This is a genomic window from Lichenihabitans sp. PAMC28606, from assembly GCF_020616535.1.
GTDB lineage: Bacteria > Pseudomonadota > Alphaproteobacteria > Rhizobiales > Beijerinckiaceae > Lichenihabitans > Lichenihabitans psoromatis.
Genome location: NZ_CP085136.1, coordinates 2,464,593 through 2,487,331, shown reverse-complemented (window position 1 = coordinate 2,487,331; position 22,739 = coordinate 2,464,593). Strand labels below are relative to the sequence as shown.

Below are 22,739 nucleotides of genomic sequence, written 5' to 3'. Positions count from 1 at the left end.
CTCAAGGCGCGATGGCTTTCTCATAGAAGCGAGGATCGAACAGCCCGTCGAGCGAGACATCCTTGTCGAGTGTGCCGATCGAGACCTGGAAGGTCTGCATGGCGCGGGTCGCATCGATGATGACACGCGGATCGGCGACGAATGTGGCGGCCGGTGAGGTCAGCGCCTTGCGGATCGTCGCGACGTCGGTGATGCCTTTGCCGAGCGCCGCTTCCACGAACGGCGCGGCGCGATCCGGGTCGGCCTTCAGGATATCGGTCGCTTTGATGACGGCCGAGACAAGGCTCTGGACCGCCTCGGGATGGGCTTTCTCGAAGCCGCCGCTCACGGCCACGACGGTGCCGGGCTGGTTGGGGAACATGACGCCGCCAAGGGCGATCAGCTTGATGCCTGGGTTGCGGCTTTGCACGATGGTCAGCGCCGGTTCGCGGATCGAGGCGCCATCGACTGCGCCGGTCAGCACGGCCTGCTGGGTCGCGTCGATCCCCATCGGCACGATATCGGCATCGGTCTTCGCGGTGCCGGTCGTGGCCCATAACCAATGTTGCAAGGTGGTGTTCGGCACGGAACCGGGCGGCTGGGTTGCGAGCCGTGCGGGCTTACCCTCCTTGGCCCGGAAGGCCTTGAAGGCGTCGGCCGCGCTGGTGCCGGGGGTGAAGTAAGCCGCAAGTTTCGGACTGGCGACGAACACCATCTCTTCGATCGCGGTGCTGGCCACGACCGTGACGTCGATCCCCTTCTGCCGGGCGACCGCCAATGGTGCGACGCCTGCCACATAGACGTCGATCGTGCCCGATGCGAGCGCCTGGATCATGTTGGGGCCGGACTCGAAGGTCGTGAAGGTGGCGTTCAAGCCGCCCTGTTTGAGCAGGCCCTCGCCATTCGCCACGAAGATCGGCGACGCGCCGATCACCGGGATGACACCGATCCGGACCGGAATGGCATCCGCCGCATAAGCGATCGTGGCCGACAGCAGTCCGGCCGCGAGGCCGAGCACGAGTGACCGCAAGCCTAGCATCGTCTTCTCCCGCACTGTCGCTCGCTCCGGCCCGACGGCACCCTGTCGAGCGAAAGATCAGCGACCTCAATCACAGCCGCCTCGCCGGCACAAGCCGCAAAGCCGATCGCGCCGCGTTCGACGCACATGCGGCCGTTGTCTTGCCGCCTTGTCGCTGCAGCCTGCGACCGCTTCTTCATCCGCAATCGTTGTGTTCCATTACCCATTCACGGAGAAATAGGCGGCCGCGTCGCTCGCCTCTCTGGCCAGAACGCCGCGCGGGGCGTTACGGTCGTCAAGGAAACAGGGTCGGCGGTCCGAGTTTTGTCCGCTCCGCATCAGTCAGAAAGTTCGCCCGTGAGCGTTGTCGTCTCCCCCGTTCCGATCGCGGTCGCCAAGACCGGCGTGCCTCTGACGTTGGCGCCGATCGTGCCTGAATGGGTCGTCTCCGGTGCTCCGGTGGCGCGCAACGCCATCCTGTCCCATTCCAAGGACTGGACCGCCTTCACCATGGAGTGGGACTGCACGACGGGCGAGTTCGACTGGTTCTACGATCTCGATGAGACGGTCCATATCCTCGAAGGGTCGGTGATCCTCGATGACGGGCATGGGCCGGCGCGGCACCTCGGCGTCGGCGACATCGTCTTTTTCCCGGCCGGATCGCGCGTGCGATGGCGCGTCGAGACCTATGTGCATAAGCTCGCGTTCTTCCGGCAGCCGTTCCCGAAGGCGATGAGCTTTGGGCTGAAGGTCACGCGCCGCCTGAACCGCATGGCGCGCAGCGCGCTTGGTCGTGCGCCCGCCTCCAGCGGCAAGGCGAAAGGCGTCGCCTGAGGGCGTCGCCCGGCCGACCGCAGGGAAAATCTTGAACCCGTCGTGTGTTTGCGGCATGTCGGATCGTCTTGGCCGACAAGACGTCTTGGCCGCGATGAAGGGTTCGACGTGAGCGACGGCACCATCGACAACGTCTACGGTTTCCTGCCCGATACGCTCTTTGCGGCCGCGCCCGACGCGGTGCAGTTTTCGCCCCTCGTGCCAGGCGGCGCGGCGCTCGACGACAAAACGCCAGGATCGCTGCAGAGCCTGACGATGCTGGCGCCGCCCGGCACGATCGAACGCCGCTACGCCATGGCGTTGGCGCTTCGGGCGCTTGCCCCCGGTGCGCCCTTCACGATCCTGGCCCCGAAAGACCGCGGCGGCTCGCGCCTCGGCGATGAGCTGCGGCATTTCGGCTGCGACGTGATCGACGAAGGCCGCCGCCATCATCGAATCTGCACCGGTATTCGCCCATCCGAGGTGATCGGCCTTGATGACGCCATCGCCGAAGGTGGACTGCGGCGGATCGAGACGCTCGGCGTCTGGTCGCAACCCGGCGTGTTCAGTTGGGATCGGCTCGATCCCGGCAGCGCGCTGCTGATTCAGCATCTGCCGGCCTTGAGCGGGCGCGGCGCCGATTTCGGCTGCGGCATCGGGATCCTAGCCAACGCCGTGTTGACCTCCCCGAAGGTCACGCATCTCGACCTCATCGACATCGACCGCCGCGCGATCGCGGCCGCCCGCCATAACGTCGACGATCCCCGCGCGACGATCCGGTGGGCGGATGTGCGTCGCGGCCGGCTCGCCGATCTGACGCAGCTCGATTTCGTGGTCATGAACCCGCCCTTCCACGATGCTGGAACGGAGGATCGCTCGCTCGGTCAGAGCTTCATTACGCGAGCCGCCGAGGCGCTACGGACGGGTGGCCGCTGCTGGCTGACGGCCAACCGCCACATGCCCTACGAGGCGGTGCTCAAGCCTCTTTTCAAGCGAATCAACGCAGTGGCCGATGCGGGAGGCTACAAGATTTATGAGGCGCAGAAGTGAGCAAGCCGCCGGGCGCGATGCGCGTCGACCGGATGCTCTCCAATCTCGGCTATGGCTCGCGCCGCGAGGTGAAAGGCATGGTTTGGGCCAGTCGCGTCGTGTTGGACGGCATCGCGCTGGACGATGCTGAGCAGCGGATCGCGGTGACGCCCGATCTCACCGCCCGCATGACCGTCGATGGTGCGCCGCTCGACCCACCACAGGGTCTGGTGCTGCTGCTGAACAAGCCGCTCGGCGTCACCTGTTCGCATAAGGAGGCGGGACCGGTCGTCTATAGCCTGCTGCCGACCCGCTGGCGGGGGCGCGATCCGGCCATATCCAGCATCGGCCGGCTCGACAAGGAAACATCGGGCCTGCTGCTGATGACCGACGATGGCGATCTTCTGCATCGGGTGATTTCGCCCAAGGCCCATATCGCCAAGCGCTATCGGGCGACGCTGGCGCGACCGCTGCGCGGCGACGAGGCCGCGATCTTCGCGGCCGGCACCCTGATGCTCGAGGGCGAAACCAAGCCATTGCGGCCGGCGCTGCTCGACCCGCTTGATGGCACGACCGTGGCCCTGACCATCACGGAGGGGCGCTATCATCAGGTCCGCCGCATGTTCGCGGCGGTCGGCAATCACGTCAACAAGCTCCATCGCGAGCGCATTGGCGCGCTCGGCCTGCCGGACGATCTCGCGCCGGGGGCTTATCGGGTGCTGGATGCGGCCGCGATCGACGCGGTGTTCGCACCACCCGAACGAGTTTAGGGTTTCGCTGACCCCAGCAGTTCGACGAGCGTCAGGGCGACGACCTCGGTGGCCTTGCGGAGATCCGATAGCGGCAGGCGCTCGTCGGCCCGGTGGGCGTTGGCCTCCTCGATCGTATGCGGCCCAGCGCCGTAAAGCACCACCGGCACGCCCGCCTCGGCATAATGTCGGGCGTCGGTGTAGAGCGGCACGCCCGTCGTCGTCACGGTCTCGCCCATGATGCTGCTGGCATGGGCGCAGAGCAGATCGGCAAGCCGCTGCCCGCCGTCGAGCGGCACCAGAGGCTGGGCCAGCAGGATGCGGCGCACCTCGACTTTGGCATTGGCGAAGCCACGAGCCGCGTCTGCGATGACGGCTCGCAGATCCTTCTCGACATCCTCGGGACGCTCTTCGGGGATCATGCGGCGGTCGAGCCGGAACGTCACTCGGTCCGGCACCACGTTGGTGTTGATGCCGCCCTTGATGAGCCCGATCGTCAGTTGCGGGCTGCCAATCCCCTTGATGGCCGAGACCTGATGCTTCAGCGCGGCGCGCGAGGCGTAGAGCGCCGACAGGATCGCGGTCGAGGCTTCCAGCGCGTCGACGCCGGTGAACGGCATGGCCGCATGGGCGGAGCGGCCCGTCACCTCGATCTCGAGATGCAGGCAGCCGTTATGAGCCGTCACCACCGCATAGGAAAAGCCGGCGCCGATCGACAGGTCGGGCTTTGACAGGCCGGTGCCGAGCAACAGGGCTGGGCCGATCTCGCCCCCAGCCTCTTCGTCATAGGTGATGTGGAGTTCGATCGTGCCCCGCAGGGGAACGTTCGTGGCCTCGATGGCCAGCAGCGCGAAGGTGTAGGTGGCGATGTCGGATTTCGACACGGCGACGCCGCGCCCGATCATCCAGCCGTCGACGATCTCGGCCCCATAGGGATCGTGCGTCCAGCCTTCGCCCGGAGGCACGACGTCGCCATGGGCGTTGAGCGCGATCACCGGCCCCTCGCCGAAGCGCCGCCTCACGATGAGATTGGTGGCGCTGACCATGCCGTGTTGCACGCAAAGCTTCGCGTCGACGGGGTGGCGCTCGACCGTGAGGCCCAGGCCTTCGAGCAGTGTGGCGGTGCGCTCGCCATGCGGCGCGCAATCGCCGGCCGGATTGTCGGACGGCACCTTGACGAGTTCGGCCAGCAGGGCGACCTGACGGTTGGTTTGGCTATCCAGAAAGGCGTGGATCGCGGCGGTTATATCGGGGCTGAGGTCGGTCATGCGAAACTCTGGTGAGGGCTGTGGTGTGCGCGATCCGTCGGCACGGATCAACCCTCGGGTAGCAAATCGCGAAGCCGCAGGAGCGCGATCCGCTCGATCTGGCGCAGTGCCTCGGCGCGTTCGGCCGCATGGTCGTTGTGAAGGCGCGTCTCGAAAGCGGCCAGGATGTCGGCTTTGCCGAGCCCTTTGACCGCGATGATGAACGGAAAACCGAAATGCGCCCGATAGGCGTCGTTCAACCGGGTGAACCGCGTGAGTTCCGTCGCATCCAGCCGGTCGAGCCCGGCCCCGCTTTGTTCGCGGGTTGAGGCGGTAGCGAGTTCGCCCGCGAGAGCGAGGCGTCCCGCGAGATCCGGATGCGCCGCGATCAGCCGATCCTGCTGGTCGGACGGCAGCGCGCGCATCGCCGCGACCATCGCGCTGTGGAGCCCCTCGGCATGGTCCTGCGCTGGCCCGATCCAGGCCGCATACGCCCGCTCGGCAACAGCGGGCGTATGCTCGAAGACGGGACCGAACACCTCCACGAACAGCGCGCGGCCCATCCGGCTCGGCACGAAACCGCCGGCCGGTGGATGGCGATGCACCCAATGGCGGGCGATATCGAGCCGTCGCGTCACCCAGGCGTGGTCGTGCGATTGCACGTAATCGAGAAAGCGCTCCAGCGCTGCGGCCCGACCGGGTCGGCCGACGAGGCGGCAATGGAGCCCGATCGACATCATGGCGGGACGGCCCTCGCCGCCCTCGCGATAGAGTACGTCGAAACTATCCTTCAGATAGGCGAAGAACTGATCGCCGCTGTTGAAGCCTTGCGGGGTCGCGAACCGCATATCGTTGGCGTCGAGCGTGTAGGGCACCATCAACTGCGTGCGGCCCGACACGTCGATCCAATAGGGCAACTCATCCGCGTAAACGTCGGCCAGGTAGAGAAACCCGCCCTCTTCGGCGCCGATGCGGATCGAATTCACCGAGGTGCGACCCTGATAGAGGCCGAGCGGGCGCTCGCCCACGAGCCGAGTGTGAATCGCGATCGCTTCGTCGATGTGGGCGCGTTCGGCCTCGATCGTGTAATCGCGGTAGTCGATCCATTTCAGGCCATGGGTCGCGATCTCCCAACCGGCTTCGGTCATGGCTGCCACGACCTCGGGGTTGCGCGCCATCGCAGTGGCCACGCCGAACACCGTGACCGGGAGATTGCGGGCCGTGAACATCCGCCACAGGCGCCAGAAGCCCGAGCGCGCGCCATAGTCGTAGATCGATTCCATATTGACGTGGCGCTGGCCAGGCCAGGCTTGCGCGCCGACGATCTCGGACAGAAACGCTTCCGAGGCCGCATCGCCATGCAGGATCGAATTTTCCCCGCCTTCCTCGTAGTTGATGACGAACTGGACCGCGACGCGGGCGCCATTCGGCCAATCAGCCTGCGGTGGGGTACGGCCATAGCCGACGAGGTCGCGCGGATAGGGCTGGTCGAGCGAAAACATGGCGGTCAGCTTCCCCGATAGGTCGCGTAGCTCCACGGCGAAACCAGGAGCGGGACGTGGTAATGACCTTGCGGATCGGCGATGCCGAACCGGACCGGCACCACGTCCAAAAAGGCCGGGTCTGCAAGCTCTGACCCCAGCGACTTGAAATAAGCCCCCACAGCAAACGCGATCTCGAAACAGCCCAACGGCAGGGCGTCGCCGCCGAGCAGCGGCGCATCGGTCCGACCGTCCGCGTTCGTGTGCGTCTCGACCATGACGATCCGGCTGCCGTCCGGTGCGATCCTGGTCAGGGTCAGAGCCACGCCCGCGGCCGGGCGGCCGTTGGCGGTATCGAGCACATGGGTCGATAATCGGGGCATCGCGGTCCTGGCTCGACGGTGTTGGTCCGCGATATCCTGCTCTGCTCACGACAAAATGGGAAGGGACCCCTGCGGCGTCGGCATGCTCCCCTCCGGGTTGAACCCTTAAGGAAAACGTGATCCGCTTCGTGCAACCTCGATCCGCATAGGCCAGGAAAGGAGCGACCCCCGTATGACCTCGTCTCGTTTTCCCGCTTCGGCGCCGCCCCGGGACCCGCCTGCGGCAGTCGATCGATCGACGATCCGCTTTATGCTGGGCGATGAGCCGCAGGAATTGCGTCATGTCGCGCCCACGCTCACGGTCCTCGACTGGTTGCGTGGCCCAGCGCGCCGAACCGGCACCAAGGAAGGCTGCAACGAGGGCGATTGCGGAGCCTGTACGGTGGTTGTGGTTCGCCCCGACGGCGATCGCCTGACCTATCGGGCGGTCAACAGCTGTATCCAGTTCGTCGGCACGCTCGATGGCTGCCAATTGCTTACGGTCGAGGACCTCAAGGGTCCGGACGGCGAATTACATCCGGTGCAGCGCGCGATGGTGGAGTGTCACGGGTCGCAATGCGGCTTCTGCACGCCGGGTTTCGTCATGTCGATGCTGGCTATGGTGAAAACGCATCCGGATTGTCCGTCCGAACAGGTGATCGACGACAGTCTTGCGGGCAACCTCTGCCGCTGCACCGGTTATGCGCCGATCGTGCGGGCCGCGCAGCAGGTCTTTGCGTCCGGCGGGACCGATCATTTCGACCAGCGAGAAGCCGAGACGCTGGCGCGCTTGCGGGCCCTCGACGATGGTCGCGACATGACCATTGAGGGCGACGGCGGCACATTCCAGGCCCCCGCCACGCTCGATCGGTTCGCCGAGATCCTGGTCGAGGAGCCGACCGCCACCATCGTGGCCGGCTCGACCGACGTCGGGCTCTGGGTCACCAAGCAATTCCGACCCCTGACGTCGCTGGTTTGGACCGGACGCCTCCGCGAGCTCGACCGCATCGAGGAGAGCGCCACCCGCATCGAGATCGGGGCAGGTGTCACCTATGCCCGCGCCATGGAACGGCTCTCGGCGCTTTACCCCGATTTCGGCGAGGTCTTGCGGCGGCTCGGCTCGGTCCAGGTTCGCAATATGGGGACGATTGGCGGCAATATCGCCAACGGGTCGCCCATTGGCGACAGCCCGCCGATGCTGATCGCGCTCGGGGCGACGTTGCATCTGCGGCGCGGCCTCGTGAGGCGGGCGCTGCCGCTCGAGGATTTCTTCGTCGCCTACGGCAAGCAGGATCGGCAGGCGAGCGAGTTCGTCGAGCGCGTCTCGGTGCCGACGCTGAAAGCCGGCGCAAAGCTGCGTGGCTACAAGGTCAGCAAGCGGTTCGATCAGGACATCTCGGCCGTGATGGGTGCGTTCCGGCTCGATCTGGAGGGTGATCTGATCGCGGAGGCACGTGTCGCATTCGGCGGTATGGCGGCGACGCCGAAGCGGGCGCTCGCGACCGAGGCGGCGTTGCGGGGCCAGCCCTGGACCGAGATGACCCTGCAGGCGGCCCAGCAGGCGATGGGTGAGGATTTCAAGCCGCTTAGCGACATGCGGGCCAGCGCGGATTATCGGATGACCGTTGCGGGCAATCTTCTCGAACGCCTGTTCGTCGAAACCACGATGCGCGACGTCGAAACGAGGCTCGTCGGCGACCGGAGGCTGGCCCATGCTTGACCGACCCGCCCCGACGGTGCCATTGCCCGAGCCGCACAACCCCGACCCTTATGCCAACGATACGGCCGAGGCTACCATCAAGGTGCCGATGCGGCACGACAGCGCCCACAAGCATGTGGCGGGCGAGGCCGCCTATATCGACGATCTGCCCGAGCCGACCGGCATGCTGCATGTCTATCTCGGGCTGAGCGAACGCGCCCATGCGCGGGTTCTGTCGATTGACCTCGACCCCGTGCGGGCCAGCCCCGGCGTCTTGCTGGTGCTGACCGGGCAGGATGTGCCGGGTACCAATCAGATCAGCCCGACCAACCGACATGACGAACCGCTGCTCGCGACCGATCTCGTCGAGTTTCTCGGCCAGCCGTTATTCGCGGTCGCGGCGCACTCCCGCAGGGCGGCCCGCGCAGCGGCGCGGCGCGCCATCGTGACCTATGAGGATCTCCCGGCGCTTCTCGACATCGACGCGGCCTTGCCCGAGGGGCGGCTGGTGACCGAGCCTCTGACCTTGCGGCGGGGCGATGCCGCGCGCGGACTGGCCGCCGCGCCATCGTCGTTGAGCGGCCGGATGCGGGTCGGCGGCCAGGATCATTTCTACCTCGAAGGTCAGATCGCGCTCGCGGAGCCGGGCGAGGACGGCGACGTGAAGGTGTGGTCCTCCACCCAGCATCCCAGCGAGACGCAACATCTCGTCGCGCATGTGCTCGGCGTTCCGAACCATTCGGTCCTGGTCGAGGTGCGGCGCATGGGCGGCGGCTTCGGCGGTAAGGAAACGCAGGCCAATGCCTTCGCGTGCCTCGCCGCAATCGTGGCGCAGAAGACTGGACTCGCCGCCAAGCTGCGGCTCGATCGCGACGACGATATGATCATGACGGGCAAGCGGCACGATGTCATGCTCGACTACGAGGTCGGCTATCGCGACGATGGGCGGATCGATGCCGTGCGGATGCGGATCGCGGCGCGCTGCGGTTATTCGGCCGATCTCTCCGGCCCGGTGACCGATCGGGCGCTGTTCCATGCCGACAATTGCTACTTCTACCCCGACGTCGAACTCTCGTCCCTGCCGCTGAAGACCCATACGGTCTCGAATACCGCGTTCCGGGGTTTCGGCGGCCCTCAAGGCATGGTCGGAGCGGAGCGGATCATCGAGGAGGTCGCCTTTGCGACCGGGCTCGATCCGCTCGAGGTTCGCAAGCGCAACTTCTATGGCATCGGCACGCGGGATACGACGCCCTACCATCAGGTCGTCGACGACAACATCATCGCCGATCTCGTGGCCAAGCTCGAAGCCTCGAGTGACTATGCGGCCCGGCGCGCCGCGATCCGCGCCGCCAACGCGACCAGCCGCATCATCAAACGCGGCATCGCGCTGACGCCGGTCAAGTTCGGCATCTCGTTCACGGCGACGCATTACAATCAGGCTGGCGCGCTGATCCACATCTACAACGATGGCAGCGTGCATCTGAACCACGGCGGCACCGAGATGGGGCAGGGCCTGTTCGCCAAGGTCGCCAGGGTCGTGGCCGAGGAGCTGCAACTCGACCTCGATCGCATCAAGGTGCTGGCGACCAGCACCGGCAAAGTGCCGAACACCTCCGCGACGGCGGCCTCCTCCGGAGCGGATCTCAACGGCATGGCGGCGCTGGCGGCCGTGACGACCCTGAAGGCGAGGCTGATCGCTTTTGCGGCCGAGCACTGGGGCGTTGCCGAAACCGAGGTCGAATTTCGGCCGAACCGCGTTCGGGTTGGGGCCGAGGAGGTCTCGTTCCGCACGCTCGTCAAGCAGGCCTATATGGCCCGCGTGTCGCTCTCGGCGACGGGCTTCTACAAGACTCCGAAGATCCATTGGGACCGCGACACGGGGCAGGGGCGACCGTTCTTCTATTTTGCCTACGGGGCCGCCTGTTCGGAGGTAGCGGTCGATATCCTGACCGGTGAATCCCGCATCGAGCGCGTCGATATCCTGCATGATGCCGGTCGCTCGCTGCATCCGGAGATCGATATCGGCCAAGTCGAGGGCGGCTTCGTGCAGGGTGCTGGCTGGCTCACGACCGAGGAGCTCGTGTGGGACGCTTCGGGTCGGCTGCGGACCCATGCGCCGAGCACCTACAAGATCCCGGCCTGCGGCGATCGTCCTCGTATCTTCAACGTGCATCTGCTCGAGGACGCGCCGAACCGGGAGGATACGATCTTCCGCTCGAAAGCGGTCGGTGAGCCGCCCTTCATGCTCGGCATTTCGGTGTTGCACGCGTTGTCCGACGCAATCGCAAGCGTCGCCGATTACCGTCTCTGTCCGAAGCTCGACGCCCCCGCCACGCCCGAGATGGTGCTGGCCACGATCGAGCGGCTGCGGCAGACGGCTTGGCCGTGAGCGCGACCCGACCCGGTGCACTGGCGCCTTTGATGCGTCGGTGGATGGCCGACGGCGTACCGGTCGTCCGCGTCGTCATCGAGCAGGCGAGAGGATCGACCCCACGTGAGGCGGGTGCCGCCATGCTGGTGACGCAGGATGCGATGCGCGGCACGATCGGGGGCGGACGGCTCGAGCTTGACGCCGTCGCCGAGGCGCGGCGGTTGCTGGCCGATGGCAGTTCGGCGCACCGCTGGAGCGTGGCGCTCGGTCCCGCGCTCGGGCAATGTTGCGGCGGGCATGTGGTTCTGCTGGCCGAGCGGGCTGACGAGCGGGTGATCGAGGCACAGGAGATGGCCGACGACCTGCCGTTGCCCCTGGTGCTCCTGTTCGGCGCCGGCCATGTTGGGCGGGCGGTGGCTCGCGCGCTGGCACCGCTGCCGTTGCGGACCCGCTGGATCGACGCGCGCGCGGATGAATTTGACGCTAGCGTGGCCGGTTCCGTCGAACGGGTCGTCTCGAGTGCCTGGCAAGCCGAGATCGATGCGGCAGCAGCGGGATCGGCGTGTCTGGTTATGACGCATAGTCACGCGCTCGACAGCCTTGTGACCGCCGCCGCTTTGGAGCGCGCGGATTTCGCCTATGTCGGGCTGATCGGATCGCACAGCAAACGCCGGCGTTTCGAACAGGCGTTCCGGGACGTCGGGATCGGCGAGGCGGCCATCGCCCGTCTCGTCTGCCCGATTGGCGATCGCGGCATCCGGGACAAACGCCCCGAGGTGATCGCGGCGCTGACGGCAGCCGAATTGATCGAAGTTTTCGCCGAGCCGGTGGTGCGGACGCGGATCACCAAAGCCGAGCCCTCGGCGCAGGCGACCGTGACGGCCTCATCCTATTTCTCGCGCGGAACCGCATAAGCGCCGCGTTTCGAGGTCTTGAGACCCAAGCCCGCCATCGCCTCGCCGAGCTTCACGGCCGCCGCGACCCCGTCGATGACCGGAACGCCGAATTGCCGCGACAGGTCGGCTGCAAGATCGGCCATACCGGCACAGCCGAGCACGATCACGTCCGCATGATCCTGCTTCAATGCGGCATCGATTTCGGCGTCGATCTTGCCGCGTGCGCCGGATCGCGGGTCTTCGAGATCGAGCACCGGGATATCGGTGGCCCGCACCCGCCCGCATCGCGCCATCAGGCCGTAGGACGTCAAATTGGCTTCGATGCCGGCGACGGAGCGCGACAAGGTGGTGACGACCGAGAACCGCCGCCCGAGCATCGAGGCCATGTGGAAGGCGGCCTCGCCGATCCCGATAACCGGTTTGTCGGTCAGGCAACGGGCTGCGTCGAGGCCGGTATCGTCGAAGCAGCCGATCACGAAGGCATCACCGGGGGCGGCGGATCCCTCGCGATGGTCGGCCATGAGGCTCAACAGGCCGGGGACCGCGAGCGCCCCATCATAGAACCCCTCGATCGAGGCCGGTCCGCTCAAGGGGTTCACGGCCATGATGGTCGTGCCGGGGGATGCGACGAGCCGTGCCGCTTCACCGATCTTGCGCGTCATCGAGGCGGTGGTGTTCGGATTGACAACGACGATCCGCATCAGACGGCCCCTTGCCCCGCATCCGACCCATGCCGGGCCTGCCGGGCGCGGAGCACCAGCATCACGACGAGCGCCAGGATGATGATCAGCATCGAGACGGCGGTGGTGGCCGTGCCGAGCGCATAAATCTCCGGTGTCGTGACCGTGGTGGTGAGCGCCCGCAACTCGATCGGTAGTGTCTCGTCCGCGCCGATCGTCTGGCTCGAGCGGGCGATCTCGTCCCACGACAGGGTGAAGCCGAACAGACCGACGCCGACCAGGGACGGCAGAATCATCGGCAGCAGCACGAAGCGGAAGGTCTGCCACGGCGTGGCCCCGAGGTCGCGCGCCGCTTCCTCCAGCCGCTTATCGAAGCGGTTGAAGATCGCGAACATGATGAGCAGGCCAAACGGCAGCGTCCAGGTGAGATGCGCGCCAAGACCCGAGGTGAACAGACCGAGCGAGGTCGTGAAATTTTCGGTCATCCAATCGGGCAGAAACGCTTTGACGCCTTCGTCGACGAGCCGAAACTGCAGAGCGATGCCGAGCGAGGTGATGATCGAGGGGACGATGAGCGACGCGATCGCCACGTAGAACAGCAAGGTCTGGCCGGTGAAGCGGCGGCGGAAGGCAAGGCCCGCCATGGTCGACAGGATGACGGTCAGGACCATGACGACGAGACCGAGCATCAGCGAGCGTCGGAATGCCGAGCCGAGATCGACCGTACCGCCGCCCGAAAACAGGCGCTCGAACCAGTGCAGCGACACGCCGTTCATCGGGAACGTCAGGCCGCCCGTCGGGCCTTGGAACGAGAGCACGAAGATGACGAACATCGGCCCATAGAGAAACACGAGATAGAGGCCGAAGACGACCGCCAGCCAATAGAACGAGGCGCTCCGGCCCTCCCGCATCTCAGAGCTCCTTCCGGATGTCGACCAGCCGCGTCAGCAGGCTGATGACCACCAGGGTCACGGCCAGAAGAATGACCGCATTGGCGGCGGCAGGCGGAAACTGCAGGGCATTCAGCCGGGTCTCGATGATCTTGCCGGCGGAGGCGATCTGTTGGCCGCCCATTACCCCGAAGGTGATGAAATCGCCCATCACGATGGTGACCACGAAGATCGAGCCGATGACGATGCCGGGCTTGGTCAGCGGCACCACGATATGCCACAGCGTCTGCCAGCCGGAGGCGCCCGCATCGAAAGCAGCCTCGAGGAGCGAGCGGTCGATCCGCAGCATGGAGTTCAGGATCGGCACCACCATGAAGAAGGTGAACAGGTGCACGAAAGCGAGCATCACCGAGAAATCCGAAAACAGCAGCCACTCGATCGGGGTGCTGATGATATGCGCCCCCATCAAGATCTGGTTGATCAATCCGTTGCGACCGAGCAGCGGGATCCACGAGATCATGCGGATGACGTTGGAGGTCCAGAACGGGATGGTGCAGAGCAGCCCAAGCACGATCTGGGTCGTGGTCGAGCGAATGTGGAATGCCAGAAAATACGAGATCGTGAAGCCGATGATCAGCGTCAGCAGCCACACCGCGAAGCAGAATTGTGCTGTGGTCGCATAGGTTTTTAGGATCGTGCAGACGTTGGGTAGTTGGTCGATGCAGCCCTCGAACGTCTCGGTATAGCTGCGGGTCGTGAGCGTCGGCAGGATCGCGTAATCGTTATAATCGAGGAAGCTGACCAGCACGATGATCCCGAGCGGGATCACGAAGAACACGATGAAGACCAGCGCGAGCGGCGCGGCCTGCAGTTGCGCCGAGATCGCCCAAGGGCGGCGTGTGGCCGTGACCTTGGGAACCTTACTCCTGCCGCGAGCGGCGACGATCTGATCCGCCATGGGGGTCTGCGGCTCTCGCTGAGGGATCGGAAAAAGAGGTGGCGCCAGGCTGAAGCCCGACGCCGCTTGTCGTCAGAGAAGCGATCAGGCCGCGATGAACTCGTTCCACTTGCGGACCATGTAGTCGTTCTCGTCCATCACGGCGTTCCAGCACGCGACGGCGCCCATGCGTTCGTCATAAGAGCCACCGTCACGCTTCGAGCCGGCCTTTTCGAGAATGGTGCCGTCCGGCGCGTGGATGTCCTTCGCGGCCGGCTGACCTTCCATCCAATAGGCCCACTCGTAGGGTTCCATATTGGCCTTGGCGGTGTCGAGCACGGCCGAATAATAGCCCTGGCGGTTGAGGTAGGCACCGGCCCAGCCGGACAGGAACCAGTTGACGAACTCATAGGCGAGATCGTCCTTCTTGACCGCTTTCGAGATCGCGAAGCCCGACGCCCACGAGCGATAGCCTTCCTTCAGCGGCTGGAACACGCAAGGGATGCCCTTCGACCGGACGGCCGTGACAGCCGGCGACCACATCGACTGGATCACGGTTTCGCCCGAGGACATCAGGTTGACGCTCTCGTTGAAGTCCGACCAGAAGGCGCGGAACTGGCCGGCCTTCTTGGCCTCGGTCAGCACTTTCGTGGTCATGTCGATCTCGGCGCGGGTCATGTTGCCCTTGTCGGCGTATTTATGCTGGCCGGTTGCTTCGATCACCATCGCGGCGTCCATGATGCCGATCGAGGGGATGTTGAGGATCGAAGCTTTGCCCTTGAATTGCGGGTTCAGCAATTCGGCCCAGCTGTTGATCGGCCGACCGATCAGGTCGGGCCGGATGCCGAGCGTGTCGGCATTATAGGTCGTGGGAATGAGCGTCGCCCATTCGGTCATCTCGGTGGCGAATTTCGTCGAACCCTTACCTTCGACGAACATGACTTTCTTGGGCGCTGTCCCCTGGTCGCCGATGACTTTGCCGTTGGCGAGTTGGCCCTTGGTGATGACCGGCGTGATCTTGTCGAACAGTTTGATCTTCTTGGCGTCCATCGCGAGAAGGTTGCCCGACGGAACCAGCTTCTTCAGGCTGAAATATTCGGTATCGACGAGGTCGAAGGAGCTCGGCTGCGTGATGACCCGCTTGGTGACGTCGTCGGTCGTGACGGTCACATATTCAATCTTGATCCCGGTGTCCTCGAAGGCCTTTTTGACGATGTCGGGCGATTGATTGGTGGCCGTCGACAGATAGCGCAGCACTTTGGCGTCTTGCGCCCAGACGGCGGGCGCCGGGAACAGGGAGCGCTTGGATTCGCCGATCCCGAGGCCGATCCCCGCGCCCGCGACCGCACCAACGCCCTGCAGCAGGCGACGTCGTGAAACATTCGACTTTGAGATCTCGTCCGACATGATGGTTTCCTTCGGGTTGGTCTTACGCTGTGGCGGGCTGGAGCGGATGGACATCGGTGTCGGCCCAGCCGAGATGGACGTTGTCGCCGGGTTGGAGCGGGGCTGCGTCGTAGACCGCATCGCCCAGCAGCACCGCGAGTTCGGGAGCGACGGCCGAATCCAGCGCAACGTGAATCTGGCCACCCTGGAATTCGACGCTGCGGACCGTGGCCGGAACCCCGGACCCGTTGGGCTTCGGATCGCGCCAGACGATCATCCGGTCGGAGCGGATCGCCACGGCCCCGGCCGGCGTCGCGATGATGTTGTGGCCGCCGGTGAAGCGGGCAACGAATTCGGTGCGCGGCGCATTGAAGATCTCTCGCGGCGGACCTGCTTGTTCGATCCGGCCCTTGTTCATGACCACCATGACGTCGGCGATCGCCATCGCTTCGTCCTGGCCATGGGTCACATGCACGAAGATAATGCCGAGCTCCTGCTGCAATCGCTTCAGCTCCGCGCGGACGCGCAGCCGCAGGAAGGGGTCGAGCGCCGACAGCGGTTCGTCGAGCAGCAACATGCGCGGCTTGGTGATGATGGCGCGGGCCAGCGCGACCCGCTGTTGCTGGCCGCCCGACAATTGTGCGGGAAGGCGGCCGGCATAGCTTTCCATGTCGACGACCCGCAGCGTTTCCATCGCGGTGGCGTGGCGGGTTGCCTTGTCGATGCCTTTCATCCGCAGCGAGAAGGCGACATTGTCGAGACACGAGAGATGCGGAAACAGCGCGTAGGATTGAAACATCATCGCGGTGCCGCGCTCGACGGGCGGCAGGTCCGTCACATTGCGTCCATCGAGGATGATGTCGCCGTCGCTCACGACTTCGTGGCCGGCGATCATCCGTAACGTCGATGTTTTACCGCAGCCGGACGGCCCCAGCAGACAGACATAGCTGCTGGCCGGGATCTTGAGGCTGATCTGGTCGACCGCGACGGTATTGCCGTAGCGCTTGGTCACGTTGATCAGGTCGAGGGAGTGCTGCTGCATCATCGCATCCGGTTCGACGTCGGCATTGCATTCGGCGTGCCATCCACCCGGCTTATCGTCAGACGAAACGCACTGCGGTGCCGCTGAAAGAGGCAGTTACGTCAACCGCGTAGAAAATCGGCATCGCTGCCCGGCTTGCTGCCCGCAGCGCTTAGGGATTGGGCAGGCATGCAACGATCCCCGCACGGCGCAGGCGCAGCACGACGTCGTGCATTGAGGCCGCGCTTGCGATACCACCTTGTCCAAGTGTCTTACCTCGGACGTAGAGACGACGTGGCTCACCCCCCATCTTGTCTTTGAACGACCGGATTATCGAAGACGGGAGTCTTGTTGTGCCGACTGAAAGCCGCGCCACGATGCGCGTGGGAGGCGAGGTGATGCCACGGCCTGGTCTGCCGGTTCGCGCGATCCTTCTCACGGCGTCCTGCGGATGCGCCATGACGGTGCTGGACACCAATATCGTGGCGATCGTGTTGCCGGCGATTGCACATGACCTCGGCGCTCGGTTCGCTGACGTCGAATGGGTCATCAGCACCTATGTGTTGTGTTTCGCGTCGCTGCTGCTTCCGGCTGGGGCGATCGCCGATCGCTACGGCCGACGGCGGGTGTTTCTGGCTGGCATCGCGGTTTTCGCGATTGCCTCGCTCTGGTGCGGCGTGTCGTCCACCGCCGCCATGCTCTCGGTGGCGCGGGCGCTTCAGGGCGTCGGCGCGGCTTTCCTGTTGGCTCCCGCCCTCGCGATCATCGGCCATACCTTCCATGACGAGGGCGAGCGCGCGAAGGCTTGGGCGATCTGGGGCGGGATGATGGGTCTCACGATGGTGCTGGCTCCCATTCTGGGCGGCGCGATCGCCTTTCTGCTCGGCTGGCGCTGGGCTTTTTTCGTCAATCTTCCGATCTGCCTCGTGCTCGCGGCCGCCGTGGTCTGGTTCATCGAGGAGTCGCGTGATGCGGCAGCCCGCGCGCTGGATCCCGCTGGGATTGTCTTCTTCGCGGCCGCGATGTTCGGCATCACTTGGGGGCTGATCAACGGACAGGCGCATGGCTGGAGCAGTGCGCCTGCTCTGACCGGCTTCGGCGGCGGGGTCGCGTCGCTGGGCGTTTTCCTCGCCGTGGAGGCTCGGCAGCCAAGACCGATGCTGGATCTGTCGCTGTTTCGTGTGCCCCGCTTCATCGGGGCCGTCCTCGCGATGTTCTCCTATGCGGCGGCCTCGCAGGTGATGGCCTCGCTGCTACCGCTCTATCTACAGAATGGCCTCGGGCGCGCGCCGCTCGAAGCCGGCTTTGCCATGCTGCCCTTCGCGCTCGCCATGCTGATCATGCCTCAAGCCGGTCGCTGGCTGGGGCGCTTTCTCACCTCGCCACAGCTTCTGGTTCTCGGTCTCGCGATCGTCAGCCTCGGTGATCTGATGATCGGGCTTGCGGCCCGGGGCCAGCATGGGCCCGCCGTTCTGGTCGGCATGCTCGTGCTCGGCAGCGGCGGTGGCCTGATGAACGGCGAAACCCAGAAGGGCATCATGGGATCGGTCGCGCGGGACCGCGCGGGCATGGCGTCCGGCATCAGCACGACGGCGCGGTTCAGCGGCATCTTGATGGGGTTTGCGACGCTCAGCGCGATCGTGGCCGTTGTCGGCCGGTCCTCGCTGCTCGCCGGAGCCTGCGCGACTGCGGCTGCGCTTTGCGACCGGTCGCGGATCTTCGCCGAAGCCGTCATCGCCGGCGATGTGCCGCTGGCGATCAGCGGTCTGCCACCGGACACGCGACAGGCGGCACTCGACCTTGCCCATACCGGTTATGCTGCGGGATTTTCGGCTGCGGTCATCACAGCGTCCGGCATCGCTCTGGCGTCGGCGGTGTTGGTCGCCTTTTTGATGAGACCGACGCCCGCTCTCAACGAGACGGCAGCGGCCCCGGCGGCCAACCAGTGAACCAGGGCCGGCTGGCTCAGGAGAGGCCGAGAAAATCCACCTTACCGACCGGGACGCCCTTGTGGCGGAGGATCGCATAGGCGGTCGTGACGTGGAAAAAGAAGTTCGGCAAGGCGAAGCCTAACAGGTAGTCGCGACCCGTCATGGTGAGGCGGCGCTCACCGAATTTCAGATCGATGTTGCGATCCTCGCTGCCGTCGATTTGACTCGGCGCGATGGACTGCAGCAGTTCGATCGTATCATTGATGCGCTTCTGCAGCTCCGGAAACGTCGTTTCCGTATCCGCGAAGCTCGGGACCGTGATGCCGGCGAGACGGGCGACGCATCCCTTGGCCGAGTCGCTGGCGCGCTGGATCTGTGCGGTGAGCGGGCCCATGTCGCCGATCAGCCGCCCTCCGGTCAATGTGTCGGCCGATACGCCTTCGCTCGCAGCGAAGGTCACGCCTTTGTCGAGGATGGCCGACAGATTATGGAACGCCCGGACGAAGACCGGAACGGAGAGATCGTGCATCGAGAGGGGCATCGCGAGCATCCTGGTTACAGTGAGCGACAGACACGCTCGAATTATACCGATCAGTATGGTTTAGGCTTGGACCCGTCAAGCCACGCTCGGCGTCAGCCTGGTCAGTTCTTGCCGCCGGCGGTCGGTGTCGCCAAGAGGATCGCGCGATCGAGGCTCTCGCGCAAAGCCTTGGCGCCCTGCACGTTGGTGCGGAGATAGGCGATGACCGTATGCCGAACCGTGATTTCGGATGGTTCGATCGTGCGGGCGAGATCAACCGCGAGCGTGATCGCGACGATGCCGCCGTAATGTCCGCAAGCCGGCGCGGCATCGAAGAAGATCAGGGGCGCGTGGGGATCGTCCGTGACCTGGGTCGCCAAGGCCTTGCCCACCGTCTCGTCGCTCACCGCAATGCTCCTTCGCTGCTGGGCGACATCGGGCAGATCAGCCCGCGCGCCGCCCGTTCCTTAGCGATCGTTTGTGCCTGACTTGCGGCAGACCGGATCGCAAGAGGGTGGCTTACTCGGCCGGCAGAGAGGCGGGATGCTGACCGGATGCGGCGGCGGGTTCTTGTGTCGGCTCGCGCCGGAAATGCAGCACCATCCAGCGGATCGAGACGTAGAAGACGGGCGTCAAGAAGAGCCCGAAGAACGTCACGCCGAGCATGCCGAAGAAGACCGCCGTTCCGAGCGCTTGGCGCATCTCGGCGCCTGGTCCCGACGCGATGGCGAGTGGTACGACGCCGAGGATGAAGGCGAAGGCCGTCATCAGGATCGGGCGAAGCCGCAGCCGGCAGGCTTCGACCACGGCCGCGACCGGCCCCTTGCCATCACGAACCTCGGCATCGCGCGCGAATTCGACGATCAGGATCGCGTTCTTGGCTGCGAGACCCACCAACACCACGAGTCCGATCTGGGTCAGGATGTTGTTGTCTTGGCCCCGGATCATGACGCCGACCAGAGCCGACAACACGCTCATCGGCACGATGAGAATGATGGCGAGCGGCAGCGTCCAGCTTTCATATTGGGCGGCCAGCACCAGGAACACGAACAAGACCGACAACGCGAAGATGAAGCCCGCGGTCGAGCCCGTCGCCCGCTGCTGGTAGGCGAGGTCGGTCCACTGTGTCGCCATACCGGCAGGCAACGTCTCCTTGGCGAGTTGCTCCATCGTGTCGAGCGCCTCGCCCGACGATACGCCCGGCGCCGGGCCACCCTGCAGCGGCACCGAGGTGTACATGTTGTAGCGCTGGATCAGGTCGGCGCCGGTCACGAAGGTGACGTCGGCCAACGTGCCGAGCGGCACCAGCGCGCCCGTCGAGGAGCGGACTTTCAATTGATTGATGTCGTTCTCGTCGGTCCGGAACTTCTGATCGGCCTGAGCCCGCACCTGGTAGACGCGGCCAAAAGCGTTGAAGTCGTTCACGTAGGCCGTGCCGAGATTATTCTGCAGCGTCTCAAAGATATTGGCGATCGGCACATTGAGCATCTGCGCCTTTTGCCGGTCGATCGCGAGATAGATCTGCGGCGAGCCGTTGGAGAAGGTCGTGTAGACACCCGCCAGCTTCGGATTGCCGCGCGCTTTGGCCATCAATTCATAGGTCGAAGCGAGCACGCGTGAGACATCGGCGCCGATCCGCTCCTGCACCTGCATTCTGAACCCGCCGGTGCTGCCGATGCCGCGGACGGGGGGCGGCGCGACCGCGATGATGAAGGCCTCCTCGACCGCTTGCATGCGGACAAACAGGTCCTTGGTGATCTTGTCGCCCGTCAATCCGTCCTTCAGTCGCTCCTCGAAGGGTTTGAACGGCACGAAGACCGCGGCCGCATTGGTGGCGTTGGTAAAGGTCGCGGCCGAAAAACCCGCGAAGGCGACGGCATGCAAGGCGCCCGGCGTTGCCCGCGCAATATCCGACACGCGGCGCACGACGGCATCGGTCCGCGCCAGCGAAGCGCCGTCCGGCAATTGAACGATGACGATCGCATAGCCCTGGTCGAGCGCCGGAATAAACCCGGATGGCACGTGGTTTGCCGACCAGACCGTGGCGGCCAGCAGGCCGACATAGATCGGCAGCACGATGATTTTGCGCTTGACGATGGTGCCGACGCTGGCGGCGTAGCCATTCGACGTGCGCTCGAACCCCTTGTTGAAGCCGCCGGCCAGCCAGCCAAGTCCGCGAGCGATCGGATTGCGCGATTGGTGACCCTCGGCCGCGCGCGGCTTGAGCAGGATGGCGGCGAGCGCGGGCGAAAGCGTCAGCGACACGAAGGCCGAGATAACGGTCGAAACCGCGATCGTCAGGGCGAATTGCTTGTAGAATTGCCCGGATATGCCGGGGATGAAGGCCGTCGGGATGAACACCGCGACCAGCACGAGTGCGATCGCCAGCAACGCGCCGCCGACGTCGTCCATCGTCTTGTGCGCGGCCTCGCGCGGGGCCATGCCGTGTTCGATATTATGTTCGACATTCTCGACCACCACGATCGCGTCGTCGACCACGATGCCGATCGCCAGCACGAGGCCGAAGAGCGTCAGCGTGTTGAGCGAGAAGCCGAAGGCCGCCATGGCCGCGAAGGTGCCGATCAGCGACACGGGAATCGCGATGATCGGGATGATGGCGGTGCGCCAGCTTTGCAGGAACACGATCACGACGATGACGACGAGCCCGACCGCCTCGAACAGCGTCTTATAGACCTCGCGGACGGACTCCCGGATGAAGTCGGTCGGGTTGTAGACGATTTCATAGGACAGCCCGGGCGGGAAATTCTTCTTCAGCGTCTCCATCGTCGCGATGATGTCGGCGGCCGTATCCAGCGCATTGGTGGCGGGGCGCTGGAAGATCGCGAGCGCGACGGCCGGTTTGCCGTCGAGGTAGGAGTTGGTGAAATAATCTTGGGCGCCGAGCTCGACGCGGGCCACATCTTGCACCCGCACCAGCCTCCCGTCCGAGGTCGAGCGGACGATGATCTGGCGGAACTGCTTCGGATCGTTGAAGCGGCCCTGCGTCGTGACCGCGAATTGGAACGCCCCCGTTTTCGGTGTGGGCTCCTGGCCGAGCGCGCCGCCCGAGACCTGGACGTTCTGCTCTTGAATTGCCTTGACGACATCGCCCGACGTCATGCCGAAGGCCGAGAGCTTGTCGGGATCGAGCCAGACGCGAAGCGAATATTGCCGCTCGCCGAAGATCGTCAGATCGCCGACTCCGTTGAGGCGCAGCAGCTCATCCCGCACGTTGTTGCGGGCGTAATTCGACACATAGAGCTGGTCGAAGGTGTTGTCGGGCGACAGCATATGCACGACCATCATAAGGTCGGGCGAGGATTTCAGGGTCGTGACGCCGAGGCGTTTCACCTCGTCGGGCAGGCGCGGCGTTGCGATGGCGACGCGGTTCTGCACCAGAACCTGTGCCGTATCGAGGTTGGTGCCAAGCTTGAACGTGACCGTGATCGACACGTTGCCGTCGCCTGTCGAGTAAGACGACATATAGATCATGTTCTCGACGCCGTTGATCTCCTGCTCGATCGGCGTCGCGACGGTTGCGGCGACCGTCTTGGCATCGGCACCGGGATAGCTCGCTCGCACCACGATCGTCGGCGGCGCGATTTCAGGATATTGTGCGATCGGCAAACCGAAATAGGCGATGCCGCCAACGATCACGAGCACGAGGGCCAGCACCGTCGCGAAGATCGGCCGTTCGATGAACGCGTGGGAGAATTTCATCGCCGCTCTC

19 protein-coding genes are annotated in these 22,739 nt (G+C 65.1%); 7 read left to right on the top strand and 12 right to left on the bottom strand.

What is annotated here, in order from left to right; genetic code table 11:
* Window position 1 precedes the first annotated feature (1 nt).
* A complete protein-coding gene (locus tag LGH83_RS11750; RefSeq protein ID WP_227401825.1) occupies window positions 2–1,009 on the bottom strand; it encodes an ABC transporter substrate-binding protein in 1,008 nt (335 codons plus the stop codon).
* 345 nt (window positions 1,010–1,354) lie between these two features.
* Between LGH83_RS11750 and LGH83_RS11745 the strand changes: the two genes are divergently transcribed.
* The 3 genes from LGH83_RS11745 to LGH83_RS11735 all read left to right on the top strand — a co-directional run bounded on the left by LGH83_RS11745 (window position 1,355) and on the right by LGH83_RS11735 (window position 3,609).
* The gene (locus LGH83_RS11745; RefSeq protein WP_227398833.1) at window positions 1,355–1,831 is read left to right on the top strand and encodes a cupin domain-containing protein; all 477 of its coding nucleotides are present in this window, start codon (window positions 1,355–1,357) and stop codon (window positions 1,829–1,831) included.
* A gap of 108 nt (window positions 1,832–1,939) precedes the next feature.
* Window positions 1,940–2,860 carry a class I SAM-dependent methyltransferase gene (locus LGH83_RS11740; RefSeq protein ID WP_413771040.1) on the top strand — a complete coding sequence of 307 codons (921 nt, stop codon included), beginning with the start codon at window positions 1,940–1,942 and terminating at the stop codon, window positions 2,858–2,860.
* A gap of 17 nt (window positions 2,861–2,877) precedes the next feature.
* The gene (locus LGH83_RS11735; protein ID WP_227401823.1) at window positions 2,878–3,609 is read left to right on the top strand and encodes a pseudouridine synthase; all 732 of its coding nucleotides are present in this window, start codon (window positions 2,878–2,880) and stop codon (window positions 3,607–3,609) included.
* On the opposite strand, the gene LGH83_RS11730 is transcribed toward LGH83_RS11735, so the two are convergent.
* The 3 genes from LGH83_RS11730 to uraH are packed head-to-tail and all read right to left on the bottom strand — an operon-like array spanning window position 3,606 to window position 6,699.
* On the bottom strand, window positions 3,606–4,856 hold the full coding sequence (locus LGH83_RS11730; RefSeq protein WP_227398832.1) for a M20/M25/M40 family metallo-hydrolase: 1,251 nt from the start codon (window positions 4,854–4,856) through the stop codon (window positions 3,606–3,608). The genes LGH83_RS11735 and LGH83_RS11730 overlap by 4 nt on opposite strands.
* A 47-nt stretch (window positions 4,857–4,903) precedes the next feature.
* A complete protein-coding gene (puuE, locus tag LGH83_RS11725) occupies window positions 4,904–6,337 on the bottom strand; it encodes an allantoinase PuuE (RefSeq protein ID WP_227401822.1) in 1,434 nt (477 codons plus the stop codon).
* 5 nt (window positions 6,338–6,342) lie between these two features.
* Window positions 6,343–6,699 (bottom strand): hydroxyisourate hydrolase, encoded by a 357-nt coding sequence (gene uraH, locus LGH83_RS11720; RefSeq protein WP_227398831.1) that lies wholly within the window; start codon window positions 6,697–6,699, stop codon window positions 6,343–6,345.
* A 172-nt stretch (window positions 6,700–6,871) separates the two neighbouring features.
* Between uraH and xdhA the strand changes: the two genes are divergently transcribed.
* The 3 genes from xdhA (at window position 6,872) to xdhC (ending at window position 11,662) form a co-directional block, all read left to right on the top strand.
* A complete protein-coding gene (gene xdhA / locus LGH83_RS11715; RefSeq protein WP_413771039.1) occupies window positions 6,872–8,398 on the top strand; it encodes a xanthine dehydrogenase small subunit in 1,527 nt (508 codons plus the stop codon).
* 88 nt (window positions 8,399–8,486) lie between these two features.
* Window positions 8,487–10,766, top strand: coding sequence for a xanthine dehydrogenase molybdopterin binding subunit (gene xdhB, locus LGH83_RS11710; protein WP_227401820.1), 2,280 nt, complete (start codon window positions 8,487–8,489; stop codon window positions 10,764–10,766).
* A complete protein-coding gene (gene xdhC, locus LGH83_RS11705) occupies window positions 10,763–11,662 on the top strand; it encodes a xanthine dehydrogenase accessory protein XdhC (protein ID WP_227398830.1) in 900 nt (299 codons plus the stop codon). Before xdhB ends, xdhC begins: the two co-directional genes overlap by 4 nt.
* On the opposite strand, the gene LGH83_RS11700 is transcribed toward xdhC, so the two are convergent.
* From LGH83_RS11700 to LGH83_RS11680, 5 genes are all read right to left on the bottom strand, one after another.
* Window positions 11,638–12,345 carry an aspartate/glutamate racemase family protein gene (locus LGH83_RS11700; protein WP_227398829.1) on the bottom strand — a complete coding sequence of 236 codons (708 nt, stop codon included), beginning with the start codon at window positions 12,343–12,345 and terminating at the stop codon, window positions 11,638–11,640. The two genes, xdhC and LGH83_RS11700, sit on opposite strands and share 25 nt — an antisense overlap.
* Window positions 12,345–13,235: an ABC transporter permease gene (locus LGH83_RS11695; protein ID WP_131114235.1), complete on the bottom strand. Its 891-nt coding sequence runs from the start codon at window positions 13,233–13,235 to the stop codon at window positions 12,345–12,347. Before LGH83_RS11695 ends, LGH83_RS11700 begins: the two co-directional genes overlap by 1 nt.
* 1 nt (window position 13,236) lies before the next feature.
* The gene (locus LGH83_RS11690) at window positions 13,237–14,172 is read right to left on the bottom strand and encodes an ABC transporter permease (protein ID WP_227398828.1); all 936 of its coding nucleotides are present in this window, start codon (window positions 14,170–14,172) and stop codon (window positions 13,237–13,239) included.
* Between the two features lie 84 nt (window positions 14,173–14,256).
* Window positions 14,257–15,558, bottom strand: coding sequence for an ABC transporter substrate-binding protein (locus tag LGH83_RS11685; protein WP_227398827.1), 1,302 nt, complete (start codon window positions 15,556–15,558; stop codon window positions 14,257–14,259).
* A 22-nt stretch (window positions 15,559–15,580) separates the two neighbouring features.
* On the bottom strand, window positions 15,581–16,582 hold the full coding sequence (locus LGH83_RS11680; protein WP_227398826.1) for an ABC transporter ATP-binding protein: 1,002 nt from the start codon (window positions 16,580–16,582) through the stop codon (window positions 15,581–15,583).
* A 329-nt stretch (window positions 16,583–16,911) separates the two neighbouring features.
* Between LGH83_RS11680 and LGH83_RS11675 the strand changes: the two genes are divergently transcribed.
* Entirely contained in the window at window positions 16,912–18,507 is a 1,596-nt protein-coding gene (locus tag LGH83_RS11675) for an MFS transporter (RefSeq protein WP_227398825.1), read from the top strand.
* Window positions 18,508–18,523: 16 nt separating this feature from the next.
* Here the strand turns inward: LGH83_RS11675 and LGH83_RS11670 are convergent, their stop codons facing one another.
* The 3 genes from LGH83_RS11670 to LGH83_RS11660 all read right to left on the bottom strand — a co-directional run bounded on the left by LGH83_RS11670 (window position 18,524) and on the right by LGH83_RS11660 (window position 22,729).
* The gene (locus LGH83_RS11670) at window positions 18,524–19,030 is read right to left on the bottom strand and encodes a DUF1993 family protein (protein WP_227398824.1); all 507 of its coding nucleotides are present in this window, start codon (window positions 19,028–19,030) and stop codon (window positions 18,524–18,526) included.
* Between the two features lie 101 nt (window positions 19,031–19,131).
* Window positions 19,132–19,416, bottom strand: a complete 285-nt coding sequence (locus LGH83_RS11665) for a hypothetical protein (RefSeq protein WP_227398823.1) — start codon at window positions 19,414–19,416, stop codon at window positions 19,132–19,134.
* Window positions 19,417–19,528: 112 nt separating this feature from the next.
* A complete protein-coding gene (locus tag LGH83_RS11660; RefSeq protein ID WP_227398822.1) occupies window positions 19,529–22,729 on the bottom strand; it encodes an efflux RND transporter permease subunit in 3,201 nt (1,066 codons plus the stop codon).
* Window positions 22,730–22,739: the final 10 nt, after the last annotated feature.